Source organism: Aequorivita flava, assembly GCF_038742595.1.
GTDB classification, from domain to species: domain Bacteria; phylum Bacteroidota; class Bacteroidia; order Flavobacteriales; family Flavobacteriaceae; genus Aequorivita; species Aequorivita marisscotiae.
The window spans coordinates 23,780-43,183 of the sequence record NZ_JBANCF010000013.1 but is presented as its reverse complement, the minus strand read 5'-3'; the positions used below and the strand labels follow the sequence as shown (position 1 = coordinate 43,183).

Annotated in this window: 15 protein-coding genes; 1 reads left to right on the top strand and 14 read right to left on the bottom strand. The window is 36.7% G+C overall.

The features are described 5' to 3' along the window. Positions 1–129: 129 nt before the first annotated feature. The 12 genes from VZD24_RS13175 to rimO all read right to left on the bottom strand — a co-directional run bounded on the left by VZD24_RS13175 (position 130) and on the right by rimO (position 15,477). Positions 130–585: a DinB family protein gene (locus VZD24_RS13175; RefSeq protein ID WP_342687886.1), complete on the bottom strand. Its 456-nt coding sequence runs from the start codon at positions 583–585 to the stop codon at positions 130–132. A gap of 28 nt (positions 586–613) precedes the next feature. Then, on the bottom strand, positions 614–3,919 hold the full coding sequence (locus tag VZD24_RS13170) for a cytochrome c biogenesis protein (RefSeq protein ID WP_342687885.1): 3,306 nt from the start codon (positions 3,917–3,919) through the stop codon (positions 614–616). 283 nt (positions 3,920–4,202) lie between these two features. Then, a complete protein-coding gene (locus VZD24_RS13165) occupies positions 4,203–5,711 on the bottom strand; it encodes a serine hydrolase domain-containing protein (RefSeq protein ID WP_342687884.1) in 1,509 nt (502 codons plus the stop codon). Positions 5,712–5,937: 226 nt separating this feature from the next. Beyond that, positions 5,938–6,504: a DUF998 domain-containing protein gene (locus tag VZD24_RS13160; protein ID WP_342687883.1), complete on the bottom strand. Its 567-nt coding sequence runs from the start codon at positions 6,502–6,504 to the stop codon at positions 5,938–5,940. Continuing rightward, positions 6,501–7,133, bottom strand: a complete 633-nt coding sequence (locus tag VZD24_RS13155) for an FMN-binding negative transcriptional regulator (protein WP_279447329.1) — start codon at positions 7,131–7,133, stop codon at positions 6,501–6,503. The genes VZD24_RS13160 and VZD24_RS13155 overlap by 4 nt, the downstream gene beginning before the upstream one ends. Positions 7,134–7,159: 26 nt before the next feature. Then, on the bottom strand, positions 7,160–8,428 hold the full coding sequence (locus tag VZD24_RS13150; protein WP_342687882.1) for a hypothetical protein: 1,269 nt from the start codon (positions 8,426–8,428) through the stop codon (positions 7,160–7,162). A gap of 208 nt (positions 8,429–8,636) precedes the next feature. Next, complete coding sequence (locus VZD24_RS13145; RefSeq protein WP_342687881.1) at positions 8,637–9,908, bottom strand: hypothetical protein; 1,272 nt, start codon at positions 9,906–9,908, stop codon at positions 8,637–8,639. A 234-nt stretch (positions 9,909–10,142) separates the two neighbouring features. After that, positions 10,143–10,850, bottom strand: coding sequence for an FAD-binding oxidoreductase (locus VZD24_RS13140; RefSeq protein WP_279447326.1), 708 nt, complete (start codon positions 10,848–10,850; stop codon positions 10,143–10,145). Between the two features lie 86 nt (positions 10,851–10,936). Continuing rightward, on the bottom strand, positions 10,937–12,355 hold the full coding sequence (locus tag VZD24_RS13135) for a pyridoxal phosphate-dependent decarboxylase family protein (RefSeq protein WP_342687880.1): 1,419 nt from the start codon (positions 12,353–12,355) through the stop codon (positions 10,937–10,939). Positions 12,356–12,399: 44 nt separating this feature from the next. Further along, complete coding sequence (locus tag VZD24_RS13130) at positions 12,400–13,686, bottom strand: glycosyltransferase (RefSeq protein ID WP_342687879.1); 1,287 nt, start codon at positions 13,684–13,686, stop codon at positions 12,400–12,402. Positions 13,687–13,720: 34 nt separating this feature from the next. Then, positions 13,721–14,026, bottom strand: coding sequence for a hypothetical protein (locus VZD24_RS13125; protein WP_342687878.1), 306 nt, complete (start codon positions 14,024–14,026; stop codon positions 13,721–13,723). Between the two features lie 149 nt (positions 14,027–14,175). Then, the gene (gene rimO, locus VZD24_RS13120; RefSeq protein WP_342687877.1) at positions 14,176–15,477 is read right to left on the bottom strand and encodes a 30S ribosomal protein S12 methylthiotransferase RimO; all 1,302 of its coding nucleotides are present in this window, start codon (positions 15,475–15,477) and stop codon (positions 14,176–14,178) included. A gap of 132 nt (positions 15,478–15,609) precedes the next feature. Between rimO and VZD24_RS13115 the strand changes: the two genes are divergently transcribed. Beyond that, positions 15,610–17,508 carry a S9 family peptidase gene (locus tag VZD24_RS13115; RefSeq protein ID WP_342687876.1) on the top strand — a complete coding sequence of 633 codons (1,899 nt, stop codon included), beginning with the start codon at positions 15,610–15,612 and terminating at the stop codon, positions 17,506–17,508. A gap of 525 nt (positions 17,509–18,033) precedes the next feature. On the opposite strand, the gene VZD24_RS13110 is transcribed toward VZD24_RS13115, so the two are convergent. Next, positions 18,034–18,387 (bottom strand): hypothetical protein, encoded by a 354-nt coding sequence (locus tag VZD24_RS13110; RefSeq protein ID WP_279447320.1) that lies wholly within the window; start codon positions 18,385–18,387, stop codon positions 18,034–18,036. Continuing rightward, positions 18,388–19,341, bottom strand: coding sequence for a signal recognition particle-docking protein FtsY (ftsY, locus tag VZD24_RS13105; RefSeq protein WP_279447319.1), 954 nt, complete (start codon positions 19,339–19,341; stop codon positions 18,388–18,390). Positions 19,342–19,404 lie beyond the last annotated feature (63 nt).

Here is a 19,404-nt window from a genome sequence, read left to right as displayed (position 1 = left end):
CGCATTTATTCTGGTTGTCTTCGTCTTATCAAGTTTTTACCAAAGGTTGGGGTTTAAGTGCTTAAAATTTTAACTCGCGTTTAAAAAGTCCTTTCGCGCATTTACAACCCAACCTCAATCGTAAGTGGATTACACAAATTTTCTTATGTTCATCATATATCCGAAGTGCATCCCTTCGTGATAATTATTGAATTGGTGTGCATCTTCAAATGATGACAAAATAAATCCTTCACCAACCTTTCTTTCATTATAGGTTACAAATTTTCCATTCCGAAAATCAGCTTCTGTTTTTTCTAAAAGAAGCATTAAGAGCCCTTTAAGATCATCAACTTCCTGTTGTGACGTATTTCCCGTGGGTTTTGTTCCTGGCATATATAATTTGAATAATTCTTCCGAAACGTAACCTTCTAAACCCGAACCTTTATAAACTAGCGCTTGTTGTACAACAATTACATGTCCGATATTCCAAATTAAATTATTACTGAACCCCGACGGAATCTTATTTAATTGTTCCAAGGAATATTTGTTGAAGTATGCCAACAATTGCTCTCTATTTTTCTTCCAAATTTTAAATGAAGTGTTCATATTCTATTGTTTTAATTTTTTGATTTGTTTACCCTAAACTTTTCCGTGGTGCTTTACTGATTTTTGTTTTCGTATTTGCTTTATTTCTGAAATAAGCCACTAAAGATAATATGAGCATCCCCGCAGCCGTACTATAAATCCAAGCCGGAATTGGCATGGGGTCGCCAGCAGCATATGAATGTAATCCGGACAGATAATAATTCACTCCGAAATAAGTAAATATAATAGACCATATAGCCCAAAGGCTCGCAACATTAAAGATGAGTTTTCCCCTAAGTTTTGGAACTAATCGCAAATGGAGAACCACGGCATAAAATATAACCGAAATAAAAGCCCACGTTTCTTTGGGATCCCAGCTCCAATATCGTCCCCAGCTCTCGTTTGCCCACATTCCGCCTAAAAAAGTACCTACAGCGAGGGCAAAAATTCCCACGGTCAAAGCCATTTCATTCACAATAGTTAATTCTTTAATCGCGCGTTTAATTTTTTGGGTAGGTTTAGCGCTCAATAGTGTTAAGGCAATAGCGCTTAATACGGCCGAGAGTCCAAAGAAGCCATAACTGGAGGTAATGATACCCACGTGAACCATAAGCCAGTACGATTTTAACACTGGTTCCAGCGGGGTAATTTGAGGATCTAACATAGATCCGCCGTGGGCAAATCCCATCATTATCATGGCTACCAAAGCTCCAGCGGCAGGTATAAAAGCATTTCTATTTCTATAGAGAAGCAAGCCAGAAAGCACTCCAATTGCCGAAATAAATACAATCGCCTCATAACCGTTGCTCCAAGGAGCATGCCCGGAAAGACACCAGCGAATGCTTAAGGCAATCACTTGAATGGTCAAGGCAAAAACCATTATTCCCAGCAGTATTTTGGTTAAGAGGCGAATAAAATTATTATATTTTGTTTCTGAAGAAAATACCTCAGCAAATCCGAGTATAATCATAAATACACCTAAAATGCTGTACCCTATCATCAGCCAAAAAAATATATTTATACGATTGTAAATAATTTCCAAATTAACTTTTGATGGCGACGGTACAATAGCTTTTCCCCAAACTTGCTGAAATTTGCTTATAGTTTCAATACTGTTATTGGCTTTACTCCAATTGCCGGATTTTAAACCTTTTTTTACACCTTCAAAATAGGGGGTTAATAGGCTATAGGCGTTTTCGTCTATGGTAACGGCGTTTTCCTCCGTACTATAAATCCAGCTTCTCCAAGTTTGTCGTGGATCGTTTTTTACAGGAATAATATTGGTGTAATACCCAAATGCGATGTTACTAAAAATATTAAAGCGTTCCGTAACCGCTATCACCGCCTTGTCATATTTAGATTGGTCGGCCTTTCGTTTGCTAAAAGATGCGTTATTTTGTGCGTCTAATTTATAAACCCCTGTACTTGGATTTACGAGATTGGTATATGTGGTATATCCCGCCGCATTGGCTCCGGTTTCCCTTAAGAGCTTTTCTCCTCCTTTTAAACCTACTTTTATAATAGGTTCATTTGCCCAAAATCCCGGATCTATTTGCATAGAAATAAACCATTGTTCAGGAGTTATAGTGATTTTGTGTTTTTTATATGAGTCTTTTTTGTAGATTTTTCTGAGCAACTCTAACGAATGGGTATTAACAGGCTTAATTCGTCCTTGAAAATCCTGCACTAAAAGACGTCCAAATTTTTCTGCATGTTTTAAATTAATTATTCGATTAGAACCTAATGCTTCACGGGATGCAAATTGAGCATCGGGACCAATTTTTTGTTTCGGCTGCAACGTAGTATCTGCAATTTTCCCTGTGTAATCCTGTGAAAAGCTAGGCGTTGTAGCAAGACCTATTCCGAAGAAGAATAAAAAAAACAGAAGGGAGCTATTTTTTTTATGCATTTTCTTTAGTGTATTATTTAAACTCCAGAAATGAGTGCCTTTCCAAAAAAGTGTAAAAAACATTCCTAAAAATAAAAGGAAATATCCAAAATAGGTTACTCTTGTTCCCCACCAATCGGCGTTTACAGACAGAATTGTGCCGCTTTCATCTGGAAAATAACTCGCTTGAAAAAACCGATATCCACGATAATCCATAACGTTATTCATAAATACATGGTGCTGATTCTCTGATCCCTTATCAATTACCGTTATCTTACTTTCATAAGATGAGGGATTATTTGAACCTGGATAACGCTCTAAAAGAAAGTCGTCGCAACGCAATTCAAATTCCGTTTTAAGTATCTTCGACCCAAATCCTAAAGAAACATCTAGCCCATTAATTTTTAAAGTTTTGTTTAGTTCGGTAACGCCTTTTCCACCTTTTATCAATAGCGTATCAATTTCATTGCCCGATTTTAATTCTACCTGAATAACTTCCAAAAGATTTTTGTCCATCGGATTGTTTTTGTCGCCTTTGTAATAAACTATTTTTCCGTTAAAAGCACTTTCGGGAATAATAAAATTAGTGTTGCTTACCGTGTAAAGTGTTCTGTGATTCAGCGTATCCGTTTTATTCGCTTTAATATTTCCCGATTGTTGCGCCAATAATGTAGCATCAGTTACTACGCCCTTTTGCTGCCCTTCCATAGACATGTATCGCCCATCTGTTGGGAGGGTAAGCATTAAAACGCTATTCTTTTCCATTAGTTGAACCGCATCTTGATCCGGTTTGTTAAAACTGAACATTGTACCATCAATATTTTTGATTTCACCTTCGGGAATATAATTATTCACTCTACCACCTTCCCCTATGGTTACGATGTTGAGCATCTTCTTTCCCGATTCGGTTATTTGAAGCGAGTCTTTGGCTAGTGGAATATAGTTTAGGGTTTTTAAAGAAATAACCTTGTCGTCAAACCGATAATTTTGTTCAAATGTTCTTTTGAATGGCCATTTGGTGTCTTTGGAATTAAAATAAGACATCATATATGAGTTCTTGTCATAAATCCGCATTTTACTTCCATCACTTACATTGAGTTTGAAATAAGTGAGGTCGCTGATAATTTCGTTGGTGGTCTGTCCTTCCTTTATCGGCATTTGCCCTTCAAAACTGACGTAGCGTGTAATTGCGCCACCAATAAACATAAAAATAAACGCCAAGTGAAATACCAGTATTGGCCATTTTTCTCGTCTTGTAAGGTTGTAGGTTTTAATATTTGCAACAAATAAGAGTATCAGCCAAAGCATTAAAATTTCGAACCAAGTTGCATTGTAAACTAGTGTTTTCGCGGTGGGCGTGTCAAAATCATTTTCCACAAAAGTTGCCACAGCCATGGAAATGCCATATAGCAGCAAAAGAACCGTCATGGTACGGGTGGAGAATAGAATTTTTTTTAAACTTGACATTTGTTAATTTGTTTTGTGAGCATCGAATTTATATGTGTCTCGTAATATGTAAAAGAGCAGTTGTTTATCCGTTAAGCGCGATGCGAATTTATTACTTTCGCGATCATCATTTCTCTATTAATACAACCTAAAGGCTATGGCAAACAGGAGGTAATAAAATGGATAGAGTTTTAAGACTGCGAAAGTCAAGTTCCTCATATTTGATGATTTTAGCAGTAAAAGGTTACAAGATTTATTTTGAAGGGTCTATTAAATCTGTAGTTGAAGTAATTGTATGCAGTTTTTATTCCTCCGATTTTTTGAAAATTAGCGATCCACTTACAAGGGAATCATTTTTTATTTCAAAATCTCTTGTTAGCACACCTAAATTACTAAAGTAACTACCTTCTTCTTTTTTATAGATGTTTCCATCCAAAATTCCCCACTTTAAAATGTAATGATTATCTTTATTGTCAATGGAAATGGCTGGCCAATTTTCTGTATTTTGATAGGTACCCAATATTTTGTCCGCAACCTTACTTTCTGTTAAAAGTTGTGAATCTTTAGGATATGAAATTTCATTCTCCCTTTCAAAACCTTTTTCAAATTTTGGTTTCTCACTCTTGAAAATACTGTCTGCTGATAATCCATTTATTATATTGTAAGCATAATCTGCCATTAGATGAGGCAATAGATATGCTCTGTTATCATTTGAAAATGCAATAATTCCAATTTTTTTATTCGGCATAAATGACATATGAAAACTTATTCCCGCCAAGTTTCCAAAACGTGTTAATATCTTTTCTTTCTGATATTCAGCAATATCCCAACCTAAACTGTAACCAGTGCGATTGTAATTGAAATACTCTTTGTCTTGAGGTGTGGTAGAAGTGTGAAGTTCTGACCAAGAATTTTTATTCAGCAAAATATTGTCTTCTCTAATATTTACACTTAACCATTTTGAAAGGTCATTTATAGTTGAAATTATACCGCCTGCTGCGTGCATTGTAATGTCTTTTTTATAAAAACCTTTTTCAATAATCCCTCTTTCTTCGGAAATGGTAAGTGATGGACGAATGTTTTTTAAGTTGTAATCACTAACATTCGCACTAGTGTTTTCCATTTTTAATGGTCTAAAAATATAGTCTTTCATTTCTGTTTTCCAGGTTTTTCCTACAACATTTTCTACGACCATAGCTGCGATAATTGGTCCAACATTCGAATATCGAAATTTACCTGATGGGTCATAAAGAAAGTCTGTATTTAAATCGTTGATTAATTCTTCATTTTTACCGCTATAACCCAAAAAAGCTGTTTTCCACGTCATACTTGTGCTAAATGTGCCGTGAGTGTGATTTAAAAGGCTTTTAATTGTGATTTTCTTTGTGTCTATACTGTCACTGTAATCAAGTTGTGGCAGGTAATCATTAAGTGATTTGTTTAAATCGAGTATCTTTTTCTGTTCTAATATTTTGAGTAGCGTTCCTGTAAATGCTTTTGTGCTAGATGCAATATAAATAGGGGAATTATTGTCAAGAGATGATACTTTTCCATTTAGAATATCTCTGTTGAGAGCAAATGAATAAGCCAATCCATTTTCATCAACTACAGCAAAAATAAAATCTCCATACAATTCTTTTTCTTTGTAGATGTCTTTTACTTGGTTTTCAAATTTTGATGAAAAGTTGGGATGTTCTTCTTGGAATTTGCTTGTGTTTTGAAATGTAGAATGTATTCCTGTCTTGCAAGAAAATGCAAAAAGCATAAAAAGTATTAAAAAATGTGGTCTGATACTTCGATTTATTTCTTTCATTATTTTATAGATAAGGCAATAAAAATTTTAAATTGGTTACAGTTTTTGATTTTAAAATTATAGTTATTTGATTTTTTTTTTCATTTCTTCAGTTACTCCTTTTGGGTTAGGATATCCTGTACTTTCGAGCTTTTTTATGATAGTGTGATAATCAGGTTGGTTTCTGTTTTGGGAAAGCTTATAGGCGGCTTGAATTTCCAATGACTCGTTCTATGCAATATCTACGTTACATCGAAACGCTTTTCTCTAATTCGTATGCCAAATATGCAATCCATCCAAACATAAATATGGCTGCTATTCTTTGTGTTAACCCCTGATAATCTTGAGGGTCCAAACCAACGATCGTTGACCAGAAATATATGAACATTACAAAGCCAGAAATTATAGATATCTTAAAAAAGGTCTTTCTTACCATTTCATTTTTTAATTCATAACAACTAATAAATGGCAATAACATAAGTGAAAGACCAATTCCATAAAATCCGTGCATTGGACTACCCATAGGGAACAATCCATTAGATATCATGGAAATACTAAATACAATTAATATTACGCTTGAGAGATAGAACCTTTTATATTTAAGCATAATTCCCAAAGCCAATAAAATACCGGATAAGCCAGACAAAAGCGCCCCGCTTTCTAAAATAAAAATTGCGGTTTTATAGGTTGTCAATGTAATTTCGCTTCCTTGTTGTTTTATCATGCTGTAACTAGGGACTAAAAACCCAGCTATAGTGACTGGAACAAAGAATAATAAAGGAATAAATTTTGCTTGTTTTATTAAATAGTTCATCGCCTTAATTTACAGTTAATTGATTTTTTTTTCATTTCAGTCACAACTTCATCTGAAATAGGGTTTCCATTTTTTTCGAGCTTTTCAATGATAGTGTGATAATCAGTTTGGTTTCTGTTTTGCGAAAGTTTATAGGCGGCTTGAATTTCATTTATTTTTATACTAAACCCAACGATTCCATTTATTTGTTTAAGCGTTTCACTTGACATGTTTTCTACAGAAACTGGATTTTCAGAATTCCTTTCGTGCTTGTTTACTAATTTCCTTAAAGAATCTAATAATTCATCGCCTTCAATAATTCTGATTTCCCCGTAAACGTGTACTGCAATATAATTCCAAGTAGGAACATTTTCTTTTTCGTACCAAGAAGAAGAAACGTAGGCGTGTGGCCCGTTAAAAATTGCTAGTATTTCCTCTTTGTCATTAAAATTTTCCCATTGCGGATTCGCTTTTGAAACATGCCCCACCAGTACATCTTCTCCATATTCATTTTTATCGATTTCCATTGGAATATGGGTTCCGGTCAATCTTTCCTCCGTCCGGTTTATCAAAATCCCAAAACTATTTTGAATCAGGAAGTTTTTAACCTCTTCTAAATTTTCGTTTTTAAAATAATTGGGGATGTGCATTTTGTTTTCGTTTTAGACTGAAATATTTATTTCACTTTCAATTCAAACTTTAATGATCTTCGCATTTTATTAGTGACTACAATAACATAGGTTCCACTTTTTAGAGCGAGATGTCCAAGAGCATTTTTATTTTGAATTTCAATAATATCTGTAGGAACAGCTTTAGTAGTATCCTCATCTTTAAAATAAGCCAAAACCATCACCGGAAATGAAATGTTTACATCCTTTAAATCAATCTTGATTTCTTTATTATCTGAATCAAATAGCCAGTTTGGCCTGTCATTTAAATAGTTCGTAATTGGATGAAAGACTGCTATATCGGTATAACTTTCTTCTTTGGTATACTTTAGTGGTTTGCCATTTTCGTCGAGTAGTATAGAGGGTTCACTTAAAGCCAAGGCTTCTAATAATGGATTATTTAATTCGGGTTTACTTCTTTCGCTATACTTGGTCTGATTAATTGTCAGTGGATTTATTCCTGTAAATTCATACAGTCTTCCTGCCATAGCCTTTTCCCAATTTTGAACATCTCCTTCTAATACGTGACCAAAACCACAATGGATAATATATTTCTCATTGGGATTTTTATCAATAATCTTTTTTATGTTTTCCGCTTGTTCAATTTCTCTTTCTTTTCCGTTTGTCCTAGAGGTGCGTTCGTAGGGAAAAACGGTATACCCATTTTGTAGAGCGGTTCTAATTAAATTTCCAAATTTTGGATCTTTAGTATAATATCCACTTTCTTGAATAGGATAGCCTCTTTTATTGAGTAGGGAATCTACATTTTCGCCGTTGGTTAAGGCTTCAAGTCCGAGATTTGTGTATCCAATTTCGTATAGTTTTGGAAGTAATTTTTCAGTAAAAGCGCGATGGGACGAATTGTAATGTGCTTCATTTATGATGACAATTTGGTTTGATTTTGCCTGTTCAACTATATAATTTATTGCTGGTACAATTTTGTATTTGGCAATAATTGAATCGATTTGCTTTTGAGAAAGTGTTTTAGCACTCCCTGGAAATGCGACATCCCATTGTTCTAATGCATTTTTATAATCTCCATTGATTGCATATTCTCCTGCTGAAATTTGATATTTCCAGGCCACGGTATCTTTAACAAGTTCTTCTTGAATTTCAGAATTGAATTTATAATTGTTTTCAAAGTCGATACTTTGATATATCAATTTACTTTTGCAGCTTGTAAATAATATCAAAACCAGAATTATATAAAGAATTCTATTAAGTTTCATATTTGTACTTTTAGATTGATCTTCAATGACGCCTTTCTTTTTGGTCATCGTTTTACATATATTTTGATATAAAGTGATTGCTAATTTTGGATTTTAAAAACACGATAATAAGTTGAACAATCATTAGTTCATTTACTAAAAATGCATCTCTTTAGAGGTCAGTTTAACTGGGGATAGACTCCTCTAAAAGAGATGCATATAAAAAAAGTGGATCTGAAAATTCTAAGTGTGTTTCAACCTTTAGACTATTAATTTCTTATAGCGATTTCAAATATTCAGTAAGGTCATCCTTTTCAGAACCGGTTAAGGCGAGATTATTTACTTCATTATATCTATTCACTACATCAGCCAAGGTTGCTGCGGAACCATCGTGGAAATACGGTGGGTGTTGCCAAAGACCTTTCAGTGGAGTAACTCTCCATTGTTTGGTAGCAGATCGTTTAACATAATCTTTATCTACCGCTACCGATGCACTTTGAGGATGAAGTTTTCCACCATCTACAACATCTGTAAATAATGGTCCGTTGTGGCAGCTCGCACACTGCGCTTTTCCAGAAAATAGTTCTTTACCACGTGCAGCGGCAGCAACATCAAACGAACCTGCTGGTGGCGTTGGTGCGGAAATTGAAAACTGATAGGCCTGTAAAGCAGGGAGTTTGTCTGTAACTAAATCATCGCCTTCTCTGTGATCTACTTCTAAGTTAAGACGTGGGTCTGCAAAATACCCATGGCCACGCATTTGCGTTACCGCCACGTATCTATTCCAGTACGCCACTGGTCCTGCTGGTTCGTGTTCAACATCACCATCGCCGGTAAAAATTGCCTTTGGCAAACCATATAAACCATAAGCTGGCGGAATTACAACAGGGTTATTTAACCCATCGTTACTATATCTGGGATCATATATACCCGGACCCCAAGAGGCGTAAACATCTTTTGTTTGTTGATCTAAGGCTGGTGATAATGATATAATGAGCCCGGGATCTAAATCACGATTTGCCCAACCATCTAATCGGCTTCCTATTCCCGGAGCAAAAGAATCATCTACTGTGGAATGGCATAATGCACAGGTTATTCCCATTCTATCTAGCTTTAAAGAGCCATCGGCATTTTCGCTTACTTCACCTTGCACCCCAACCACGGCATTAAGCTGTAAAAGCACGAGCGTAGTTTGTGGATCGTCCAAATCAACTTGTCCATTTTGGATGGCTTCAACAACGGCAGGTGGCAATGCTTCGGCATCTACTTTTAACCCTACTGCCAATGCGGTATTCGGACTTACGGCAGCTTCTACAACTTCATTCATCTGTAACACATCTGTCCAAAACGTTTCATCGCCAAAAGTGTCGTAACGGAATATATCTTGCCCTTCCTGTACCAATTGGGCATCTAAGGGAGGTAGGTTTAAACTGCCTTCTCCAGGTGCCAACCTACCGGTATCGCCATCGTCATCATTGCTACAACTGTATAAGCCCAGCGACGTAAATACGCCGAGCAGCAACATATAAATCATAATTTTTTTTCTCATAATCTTTAGGTTTTATTTGTGAATTAATAATCTCTCCCTATTTCGAAAAATCAATTTCGAGGTTTCGATTCTTTAGTTTTAGATTCATAAAATTGAATCCGGTTACAAAAAAATCCAGATCATTTTTTAGTTATGTTAAATATTGAAAGAGCAATATTGAAGTATTACCACCAAGAAGGTTGAAGTTGTTAAAAAGACAATAATTCTAAATTAAAATAAAACCTATCACACGTATTATAGGTTGTAACCTGTTTGAATATTTCGTTTTTTAACGCCAATGGTAACCAAATGCGTTTTAACTTCCTTTTCAAAACTTCGGGGGCCACAGATATAAAAGTATTGTTCTGTACTGCTGATTAATTTTGAAAGATAATCTTCGTCAATTTTCCCAAAAGAAAGGTTTCTAGATTTTGCCCTACTTAAAATAACAGACAGTTTATTATTAAAGGTTTTTTTTAATTTATTGTAGTATAAAACATCGCTTTTACTTTTATCTGCATAAATTAAACTGTGTTCCTGTTTTACATCTATACCTTTGTCTTCAATGGTTTCAAAAATTGGCAAAAAGGCCGTTATTCCCGCGCCCGCCGCTATAAAAGTTCCACTACCCTTGTATGCGTACGAATTCCAAGGGGTAGAAATTTGAACTATTTCATCGGGTTTTAGTTTTGAAATCGCTTCGGTAAGTCCCTTTCGCGGATACACTTTAATTATAAAGGCCAAATGATTTTCCGAAGGCGTATTGGCGATTGTAAACGAAGCTACCGAAAGTTCAAATCCGGGTTTAAAAATACTTAAGTCAACTACTTGTCCGAGTTGGAATTCAAATCTAAAAGGCTTTTCAATTTTTAAAAGAATTACGTTGTTATTTATAGTTTCAACGCTTAAAACTTTTACTCTATACGGAAAGATAAAACCCATATCCAATTGTTTTCTGTTCACATTTTGGATGAGTTTTATTAAATTAGGTTACAAAGGAGTAGTTATATTTAATATTTGCTGCGATTATTTGCACAGCGCCTTCCGCGTTATTTCATCAAGTTTTGCTTTGCTTCCTTAAGAAGCTTTAAGAAAAGGTCAATATCTTTTTTATGGGTTCTAAAAGATAAAATTGCAGCGCGCAAAGTGAGTTTATCATCAAGAATTGTGGAAGAAATGAAAATACGTCCGTCTTTTTGAATATAGTCTAAAACCCTTTTATTTTGCGTGTCGTTATCGTATTTCTTTAAAGCCAATCTAAAAGCTACAACGCTTAAATCTGGTTTGCAGACTAATTTATAACCTAGGGCTAACAATTCATCCGACAGGCATGTAGTTAATTGCAATTTTTCGTTTAAATAATCGGTAAAGATCTGCTCTCCGTATAATTTTAATGGCAACCACATACGTAAGCCGCGGTAATGTTTACTCAGTTCTGGCGATAAATTAGATGGAGAGTACTGGTCCTCAATATAGGCATCGCGCATATAATTGGCGGTATAGCTATGAGCGGCCGCGAGTTGCTTTTTATTCTTTACCAACACGATTCCCGAACCATAGGGTAGAAACATACCTTTATGCGGATCAAGTATAATGGAATCGGCCATTTCAATACCTTTTAATTTTGCCCTGCCAGAAGCCGTTAGCATAAAAAATGCCCCGTACGCTCCATCAACGTGAAACCAAAGATTGTAGTTTTTTGCAAGTTTCCCCAATGCCTCCAACGGATCTACGGCACCAACATCTGTAGAGCCGGCGTTTGCAATGAGCAAAAAAGGTTTTAGCCCCATTGCACCGTCAGCTTTTAATTGATTTTCGAACGCTTTTACCGAAATTCTAAAATTATCATCCAAAGCAATTTCGCGAACAATACAGTCTTCCAGCCCAATAATTTTTAATGCTTTATAAATACTGTGGTGTGATTGTGCTGTGCAATAAACCACGTTTTTAGCTATGGCAGTACCAATTACTTTTTTGTGGTGTTTGGCAGTATGGAGCGCAATAAGGTTGGCTAGGCTCCCACCAGAAGTCAAATTACCGCCAAAATCTTCCGTAAATCCCATTAATTTGCCAGCCCAATCTATTAGCGCATCTTCCATCCGTACGGCACCGGGCGAGGCATAAAACTCGCCAGCATATCTATTGGTAACGGCGGCCAGATAATCTGCAACGGCGGCACTGTATATTCCTCCTCCGGGAATATAGCCCAAATGCCCCCCGGAAGTGGGGTTTAGTCCAACGTTTAAAACCCGTTCCTCAAAAAAACTTAAGATATTGTCTAAAGAAGTTTTTTCAGAATTTATATTAAAAAATGAATCGGCGTCGGTGGTTTGATGCGTATTATAATGAAAAGCCTTTCGCTCGGGAAGACCTTCTAAAAATGCTTCGGAAAAGTTATTTATCTTATCAAAAAGGGCTTTGCGCTCAACGGCTGTTTCTTCGAGTTTACGATTAGAATTGTCTTTCATATTGAGGGGATAAAAAAGCAAAACTAATTAAAATTTCAGAAAAACTACTGCTTGTAATCTTCGCGCACCTCATCGGAATTGGCAAAACAAACTGGCGACGCATTGTGTGCAATCACGCTTTTAGACTCAATCCACTTGCTCAAATACTTTGTACTTTGTAGCGTATGGTGCTGTAAAATTTGTCCTGTAAAATTATGCTGCCGATGTGCATCGAGCCTAGCCAGAAGCTCATTTATACGCGACATAAATTGTTTGGAAAAAAGATTTTTTCGAAAACGGTTTTTAATTATTCCAAACCCATTTTTCTGGGCTTCCTGCCATGTATTTTCATCAGAATACAAGTGTATAGCTTGCGTGATAAAATTGGTTTGTTCATCAGTAATTGCGCCACCAAAAGGATATTTTCCTCGCATGGCCTCTGCTCCAATTTTTGTGGTTACAGAGGGCAACCCAAAACGCATTGCATCGAGCAATTTGCCTTTAAGGCCGGCGCCAAAACGTAAGGGCGCCAATTGCAAGCGATACATTTGCAGTGTTGTTTCCAAGTTATTAGCCCAGCCTTTGATAATAAAACCTTCTTTTTTATTATTTAATTGAAGAATTTGTTGCGGAGCATATGCCCCATAAATATGCAGCTCTGCCTTTGGAAGTTGCTTTTTAATTTCGGGCCAGATTTGCTTTAACTGCAAAACCGAATCTACATTCGGCGCGTGCAATAAATTGCCAATCGCAATAAAATCTTGGCGTTCTTTAAATGAAGAAGTCTGTATTTCTTCGGAAACCGATTCAATTAAAAAAGGTAAATAGTGAAGTATTTCACCGGAAATTTTAAAGGTATTTTGAAGCAGCTCCATTTCATATTCTGAAATAATTAGCGACAGATCGCAACGTAAAATACTCGCCAATTCCCGCTTGGCCAAATTTGAAAATAAATTTGCATCAGAAACCGAAAGGTTTGCTTTTATTGCTTCTTCCCTCGCCTTCCTTAGAAAATGTAAATCTTCGGTGTCGAGAATTTTAAGGCAATTCGGACAGTTTTCTGAAATGCGCCAACCAAATTGTTCTTCAGAAATATATCGATCAAAAAGTACGATTTCAGGATTTAGGTTTTTTATAAATTCATCAAAAGAAGGATCGTTTAAAAGAATGTTTTTTACCGAAATGTTTCGTAATTCCAGTTTAGCAGTATGTTCCGAAACCGAAGCTGTACTCGCAAAGGTTATCTCATACTGTTCAGCTTCAAATAACTGTAACAACTGCATCATTCGGCTACCTGCAGCTGTTGTGCTGGGCTCCGGAAAAGTGTGACCGATGATGAGCAGTTTTTTCAAATTGTAGCGTTCAGGTTAACGTATTTAGATTTTTTTAAAATCCATAAAATTCGCACATAATTGTAAGGCTAAAAAAGGCAGTAATGGCTCCAAAAATAATCATTGCACTAACGAACAAAGTGCCCAGAATTACGATTTTATTTTTTGCGTGATAATTTATATAATTAAGCACCACTTGAAAAAGCAAGGCAATGGTTTGCGCAGTCAACATACGCTGTGCACAAATTACGGTGGGTTCTTTATAATACAGAAAATAGGTTGCCAGCATTAACACTACATACAGCGTAGTTATCCCGAAGAGGACCGTTTTCGGAAATGTAAAACGTTGGGAGTTTCTCATAATAGCGAGTTTCTTTCAAAGATAACAATTCAACAGCATATTTGTAAAAAGTTACTTTTTTTGAAATATACTTCCCGAGGCGTGATTTTTCCTTGTAATTAACAGCTACCGGTTGTCTACGTTTAGGACAAGCTGCTCAGGGTTACCAATTAAACAACTTCAGCATAAAGGTCGAAATCTTCCGCGGCGGTAATTTTTACATTGAAAAATTCGCCGGTTCGCAGATAGTCGTCTTCGGCATTTATTAAAACTTCGTTATCTACGTCGGGGCTATCAAATTCGGTTCTACCTACAAAATAGCCACCTTCTTTACGGTCTATCACTACTTTAAATTCCTTACCAACTTTTTGCTGGTTCAATTCCCAAGAAATTTGTGATTGAATTTCCATAATCTGGTTGGCGCGGTCTATTTTTACTTCTTCCGGCACATCGTCTTCGAGATTGTAGGCGTGTGTATTTTCTTCGTGGCTGTAGGTAAAGCAACCCAAGCGTTCAAAACGCATATCTTTAACCCATTGTTTTAGGGTTTGAAAATCTTCTTCCGTTTCGCCGGGATACCCAACAATTAGCGTAGTTCTGATTGCCATTTCCGGGACGGCAGCTCTAAAATCTTCTAAGAGTTTAGTGGTTTTTGCTTTTGTAGTTCCACGGCGCATGGATTTCAATATTGAATCTGAAATATGCTGCAACGGAATATCTATATAATTACACACCTTTGGTTCGTTGCGCATTACCTCCAAAACATCCATCGGAAAGCCCGTTGGGAATGCGTAATGAAGACGTATCCATTCAATACCTTCAACTTTTACCAATTTCTGAAGTAACTCTGCCAGGTTTCGTTTTTTGTATAAATCTAACCCGTAGTATGTTAAATCTTGGGCTATTAAAATCAATTCCTTTACCCCTTTTGCGGCGAGTTTTTCGGCTTCGGTTACCAAATCTTCCATTGGGGTGCTTTTATGCTTTCCGCGCATAATCGGGATTGCACAAAACGAGCACGGCCGGTCGCAGCCTTCGGCTATTTTAAAGTAGGCGTAATTTTTAGGGGTGGTTGTAATTCGCTCGCCAATTAATTCGTGTTTGTAATCTGCGCCCAAAGCTTTTAGTAAACCTGGAAGTTCAGTGGTGCCAAAATACTCATCTACATTGGGGATTTCCTTTTGAAGATCGGGTTTATACCGTTCCGAAAGACAGCCCGTTACAAAAACTTTATCAACCGTTCCTTCTTCCTTTTTTTGAACGTATTCCAGAATGGTGTTTATACTTTCTTCCTTTGCATTGGCAATAAAACCGCAGGTATTTATAACTACAATATTGCCCTCTTCTTCGTGAACCACCTCTTTTTTACTGGCTCGCAATTGGCCCATAAGCACCTCGCTATCATACACATTTTTAGAGCAACCGAGGGTTACAACATTTATCTTATTCTTTTTAAGGGATTTGGTACGCATATAAAATTTTTATTATCGGGGTGCAAAGATACCATTAAAAAACCACCCTATTCACAATTACTAAATCTCATTTACGCTACCAACTATTTTAAGTAACTTTACACTCGTTAAAAATTCAATAATTTTATTCAGATGAAAAAAATAACTTTCCTGCTGGCCTTTCTTTGTGCTGGCTTTTTGTTTGCGCAAAACACAATGACTCCCGAGCTTTTATGGCAGGTGAAAAAAGTAAGTCCGATTGGAATTTCTGAAAACGGCGAAGTGCTTTTTTATAAAGTAACCACGCCAAATATACCGGAAAACAGTTTCGACTCTAAGTATTACGCAATGCGCGTTTCGGGTGGCAATTTTGCCGAAGTTACAAAAGAAGAAGCCAAAGTAGCCGATAAAAACCTTTCGCCCGATGGCAACTTTCTTTTAATAGATAAAGAGGTACACGTAAAAGATGTAATGGCGAAGGATATTTACAGCGACCTTCCCAAAAGCGATGCGTACGTTTATACTTCATTAGATTATCGCCACTGGGATAAATACAACGACGGTAGCTATAGCCATGTTTTTTACAAAGATGTAAACACAGGTGCCGAAACCGATATTACGCCACAACAACCGTACTACACACCACAAGCACCGTTTGGCGGTGATGAGGATTATATCTGGGGGCCAAAAGGCGAAAACATTTTTTACGTAAGTAAAAAGTTAGCTGGAACCGACTATGCGGTTAGTACTAATACAGACATTTACAAGTATAACCTTGCTAGTAAACAAACTGAAAATATAACCGAAGAAAACAAAGGATACGATACGCAGCCAGCTTTTTCAGAAAATGGTACTTTGGCGTGGCTTCAAATGAAAACCGATGGTTATGAAGCCGATAAAAACGATATTGTTGTACTGGAAAACGGCGTAAAACAAAACTTAACCGCTCAATGGGATGGCACGGTAAACGGATTTACCTGGGCTAAAAACAACAAGGATATTTATTTTACCGCTCCAGTTGACGGAACCAAACAAATTTTTAAGGTTGATTATCCTGGGAAGACTCGAAAAATGCCGCTTGTTGAACAACTATCAAAGGGGCAGTTTGATGTAACTGGGATTGTTGCAGAAATAGATGGGCAGTTAATTGTTACTCGCACCGATATGAATCACGCAACCGAAATATTCTCTTTCAATTTAAAGAGCAACACCTTTAAGCAACTTACACAAGTAAATACCGAGTTCTACGGAAAGTTAACCTTACCTACGGTTGAGAAGAGAATGGTAACTACAAAAGATGGTAAGCAAATGCTGGTTTGGGTTATTCTTCCGCCAAATTTCGACAAAAATAAAAAGTACCCAACCTTGCTTTACGCACAGGGCGGGCCACAATCGGCGCTGTCGCAGTTTTATTCCACGCGTTGGAATTTTCAACTTATGGCATCTCAGGGGTATATTATTGTAGCGCCAAACCGTCGCGGAATGCCAGGTCACGGCGTGGAATGGAATGAAGCAATTAGCGGTGACTGGGGCGGTGGCGCTATGCAGGATTACCTCGATGCGATTGATGATGTTGCTAAAGAACCGTATGTGGACAATAAACGTCTAGGTGCAATAGGAGCTAGTTTTGGCGGATATTCTGTTTTTCGGCTGGCTGGAAATCACGAAGGTCGTTTTAAAACTTTTATCGCCCACGACGGAGTTTTTGACACGCGCGCCATGTACGGAACAACCGAAGAATTATTTTTTGTAAACTACGATATGGGTGGTGCCTATTGGGAAAAAGACAATGCCATTGCGCAAAAAGCTTTTAATGAATTTAACCCAATAACATATGTTGATAAATGGGACACCCCAATTATGATTATTCAAGGAGGCAAGGATTACCGCGTTCCTATTGAACAAGGTTTAGGGGCTTTTCAGGCTGCACAATTGCAAGGTATAAAAAGTAAGCTCCTCTATCTTCCCGAAGAAAATCACTGGGTGTTGCAACCGCAAAATGCTTTAATATGGCAACGCGAGTTTTTTAATTGGTTGAAGGAAACTCTTTAAAAAGAAGCTAGAACTTTAGCCTCTAATTTTAGCCACGAATTCACGAATGATACTCAATAAATATTTGTGAATTCGTGGTTTTGTTTTAGTCACCGAGGAAACGTTTTCAAAAAGACGCAAGACTGCTGCGCTGAAAGACGTAGGACTTAAGACTAAAAAAGCCACGTTTTCGTATAAAGAATAAAGTCAAATATCCTGCAAGGTTTCCAAAACCTTGTAGGTTTTTTTTATGTTTCGATTTAAACTATTTTATCCATCGTACGGATTAAGACCGTCAAACAATTCGGGTAAAAAGACTGTAGCGTTTAATTTTAGCCACGAATTCACGAATGATACTTAAAAAATATTTGTGGATTCGTGGTTTTGTTTTAGTCACGGAGGAAACGCTTTCAAAAAGACGTAAGACTGCTGCGCTGAAAGACGTAGGACTAAATAAGCCACGTTTTCGTATAAAGAATAAAGTCAAATAACCTGCAAGGTTTCCAAAACCTTGTAGGTTTTTTTTATGTTTCGATTTAAACTATTTTATCCACCGTACGGATTAAAACCGTCAAACAATTCGAGCAGGCTGGTTTGTGAAAGATGGAAAACAAGAATTAGTATTACGTACAGAATTACGTGTTTTTTTTTGAAATATTTCCTTCTTGCAAAATAGAGACCTAAAATCAGCAATCCCAAAAGAAAAGGAATAAAAGATAAATACGGAAAAGCTATGTATTTATATAAATCTAAAGGCATTAACGGATTTGGCACCGATTTAAAAAAATACTGAATAATTTTGAATGTATGATACCCGGTAAGAATTCCGATATAGCCAACCAAGGCGAGCAAAATATACTGATAAATTTTGCTGGGTTTATTATTTGCCTTTTCTTCCATCTACTTAAAGAATGAATCTACAAATTCAAATTTATTAAAAACCTGCAGATCTTCCATGCCTTCACCTACGCCAATATATTTTACAGGAATTTTAAATTGATCGCTAATTCCTATTACTACACCGCCTTTGGCTGTACCGTCAAGTTTTGTAACGGCAAGGGAAGTTACTTCGGTGGCAGCAGTAAATTGTTTTGCTTGTTCAAATGCGTTTTGACCTGTAGAACCATCCAAGACCAACAACACATCGTGCGGTGCATCCGGAACTACTTTTTGCATTACCCGTTTTACCTTTGTAAGCTCGTTCATTAGATTAACCTTGTTGTGAAGACGTCCGGCAGTATCTATAATCACCACGTCGGCATTTTGGGTTACCGCACTTTGGAGGGTATCAAAAGCTACGCTTGCAGGATCACTGCCCATACTTTGTTTTACAATTTCGACATCGGTTCTATCGGCCCAAATTTGTAATTGGTCAATGGCGGCGGCGCGAAAGGTATCTGCTGCACCCAATACCACTTTCTTTCCAGCTTTTTTAAATTGATATGCCAGTTTGCCAATAGTGGTTGTTTTCCCTACCCCATTTACACCAACTACCATAATAACATATGGTTTTTTATTTGCTGGAATTTCAAAATCTGTAGCGTTTCCGGAATCTATTTCGCTTAGAAGACCTGCAATTTCCTCGCGCAAAATCTTATTGAGCTCATCTGTTCCCAAGTATTTATCTTGGGCTACGCGCGCTTCAATTCTATCAATTATCTTAAGTGTTGTATTTACGCCCACATCACTAGACACAAGAACTTCTTCAAGGTTGTCTAAAACATCGTCATCAACCTTGCTTTTTCCGGCAACTGCTTTGCTCAGTTTATCAAAAAAGGAAGTCTTTGTTTTTTCAAGTCCTTTATCGAGCGTTTCTTTTTTCTCTTTCGAAAATATTTTTTTGAATAGACTCATGGTTCGGTTATCGGTTAACTGTTGTCGGTTCGTCAACTTTGAAAAAAGTTTTAAGCTTTTGAC

Excerpts from the sequence above, each read along its gene's own strand:
- VZD24_RS13165 (WP_342687884.1), bottom strand. The coding sequence starts at position 5,711 with ATGAAAGAAATAAATCGAAGTATCAGACCACATTTTTTAATACTTTTT.
- rimO (WP_342687877.1), bottom strand. The coding sequence starts at position 15,477 with ATGCGTACCAAATCCCTTAAAAAGAATAAGATAAATGTTGTAACCCTC.
- VZD24_RS13110 (WP_279447320.1), bottom strand. The coding sequence starts at position 18,387 with ATGGAAGAAAAGGCAAATAATAAACCCAGCAAAATTTATCAGTATATT.
- VZD24_RS13115 (WP_342687876.1), top strand. The coding sequence starts at position 15,610 with ATGAAAAAAATAACTTTCCTGCTGGCCTTTCTTTGTGCTGGCTTTTTG.
- VZD24_RS13150 (WP_342687882.1), bottom strand. The coding sequence starts at position 8,428 with ATGACCAAAAAGAAAGGCGTCATTGAAGATCAATCTAAAAGTACAAAT.
- ftsY (WP_279447319.1), bottom strand. The coding sequence starts at position 19,341 with ATGAGTCTATTCAAAAAAATATTTTCGAAAGAGAAAAAAGAAACGCTC.
- VZD24_RS13160 (WP_342687883.1), bottom strand. The coding sequence starts at position 6,504 with ATGAACTATTTAATAAAACAAGCAAAATTTATTCCTTTATTATTCTTT.
- VZD24_RS13145 (WP_342687881.1), bottom strand. The coding sequence starts at position 9,908 with ATGAGAAAAAAAATTATGATTTATATGTTGCTGCTCGGCGTATTTACG.
- VZD24_RS13175 (WP_342687886.1), bottom strand. The coding sequence starts at position 585 with ATGAACACTTCATTTAAAATTTGGAAGAAAAATAGAGAGCAATTGTTG.
- VZD24_RS13135 (WP_342687880.1), bottom strand. The coding sequence starts at position 12,355 with ATGAAAGACAATTCTAATCGTAAACTCGAAGAAACAGCCGTTGAGCGC.
- VZD24_RS13125 (WP_342687878.1), bottom strand. The coding sequence starts at position 14,026 with ATGAGAAACTCCCAACGTTTTACATTTCCGAAAACGGTCCTCTTCGGG.
- VZD24_RS13155 (WP_279447329.1), bottom strand. The coding sequence starts at position 7,133 with ATGCACATCCCCAATTATTTTAAAAACGAAAATTTAGAAGAGGTTAAA.
- VZD24_RS13170 (WP_342687885.1), bottom strand. The coding sequence starts at position 3,919 with ATGTCAAGTTTAAAAAAAATTCTATTCTCCACCCGTACCATGACGGTT.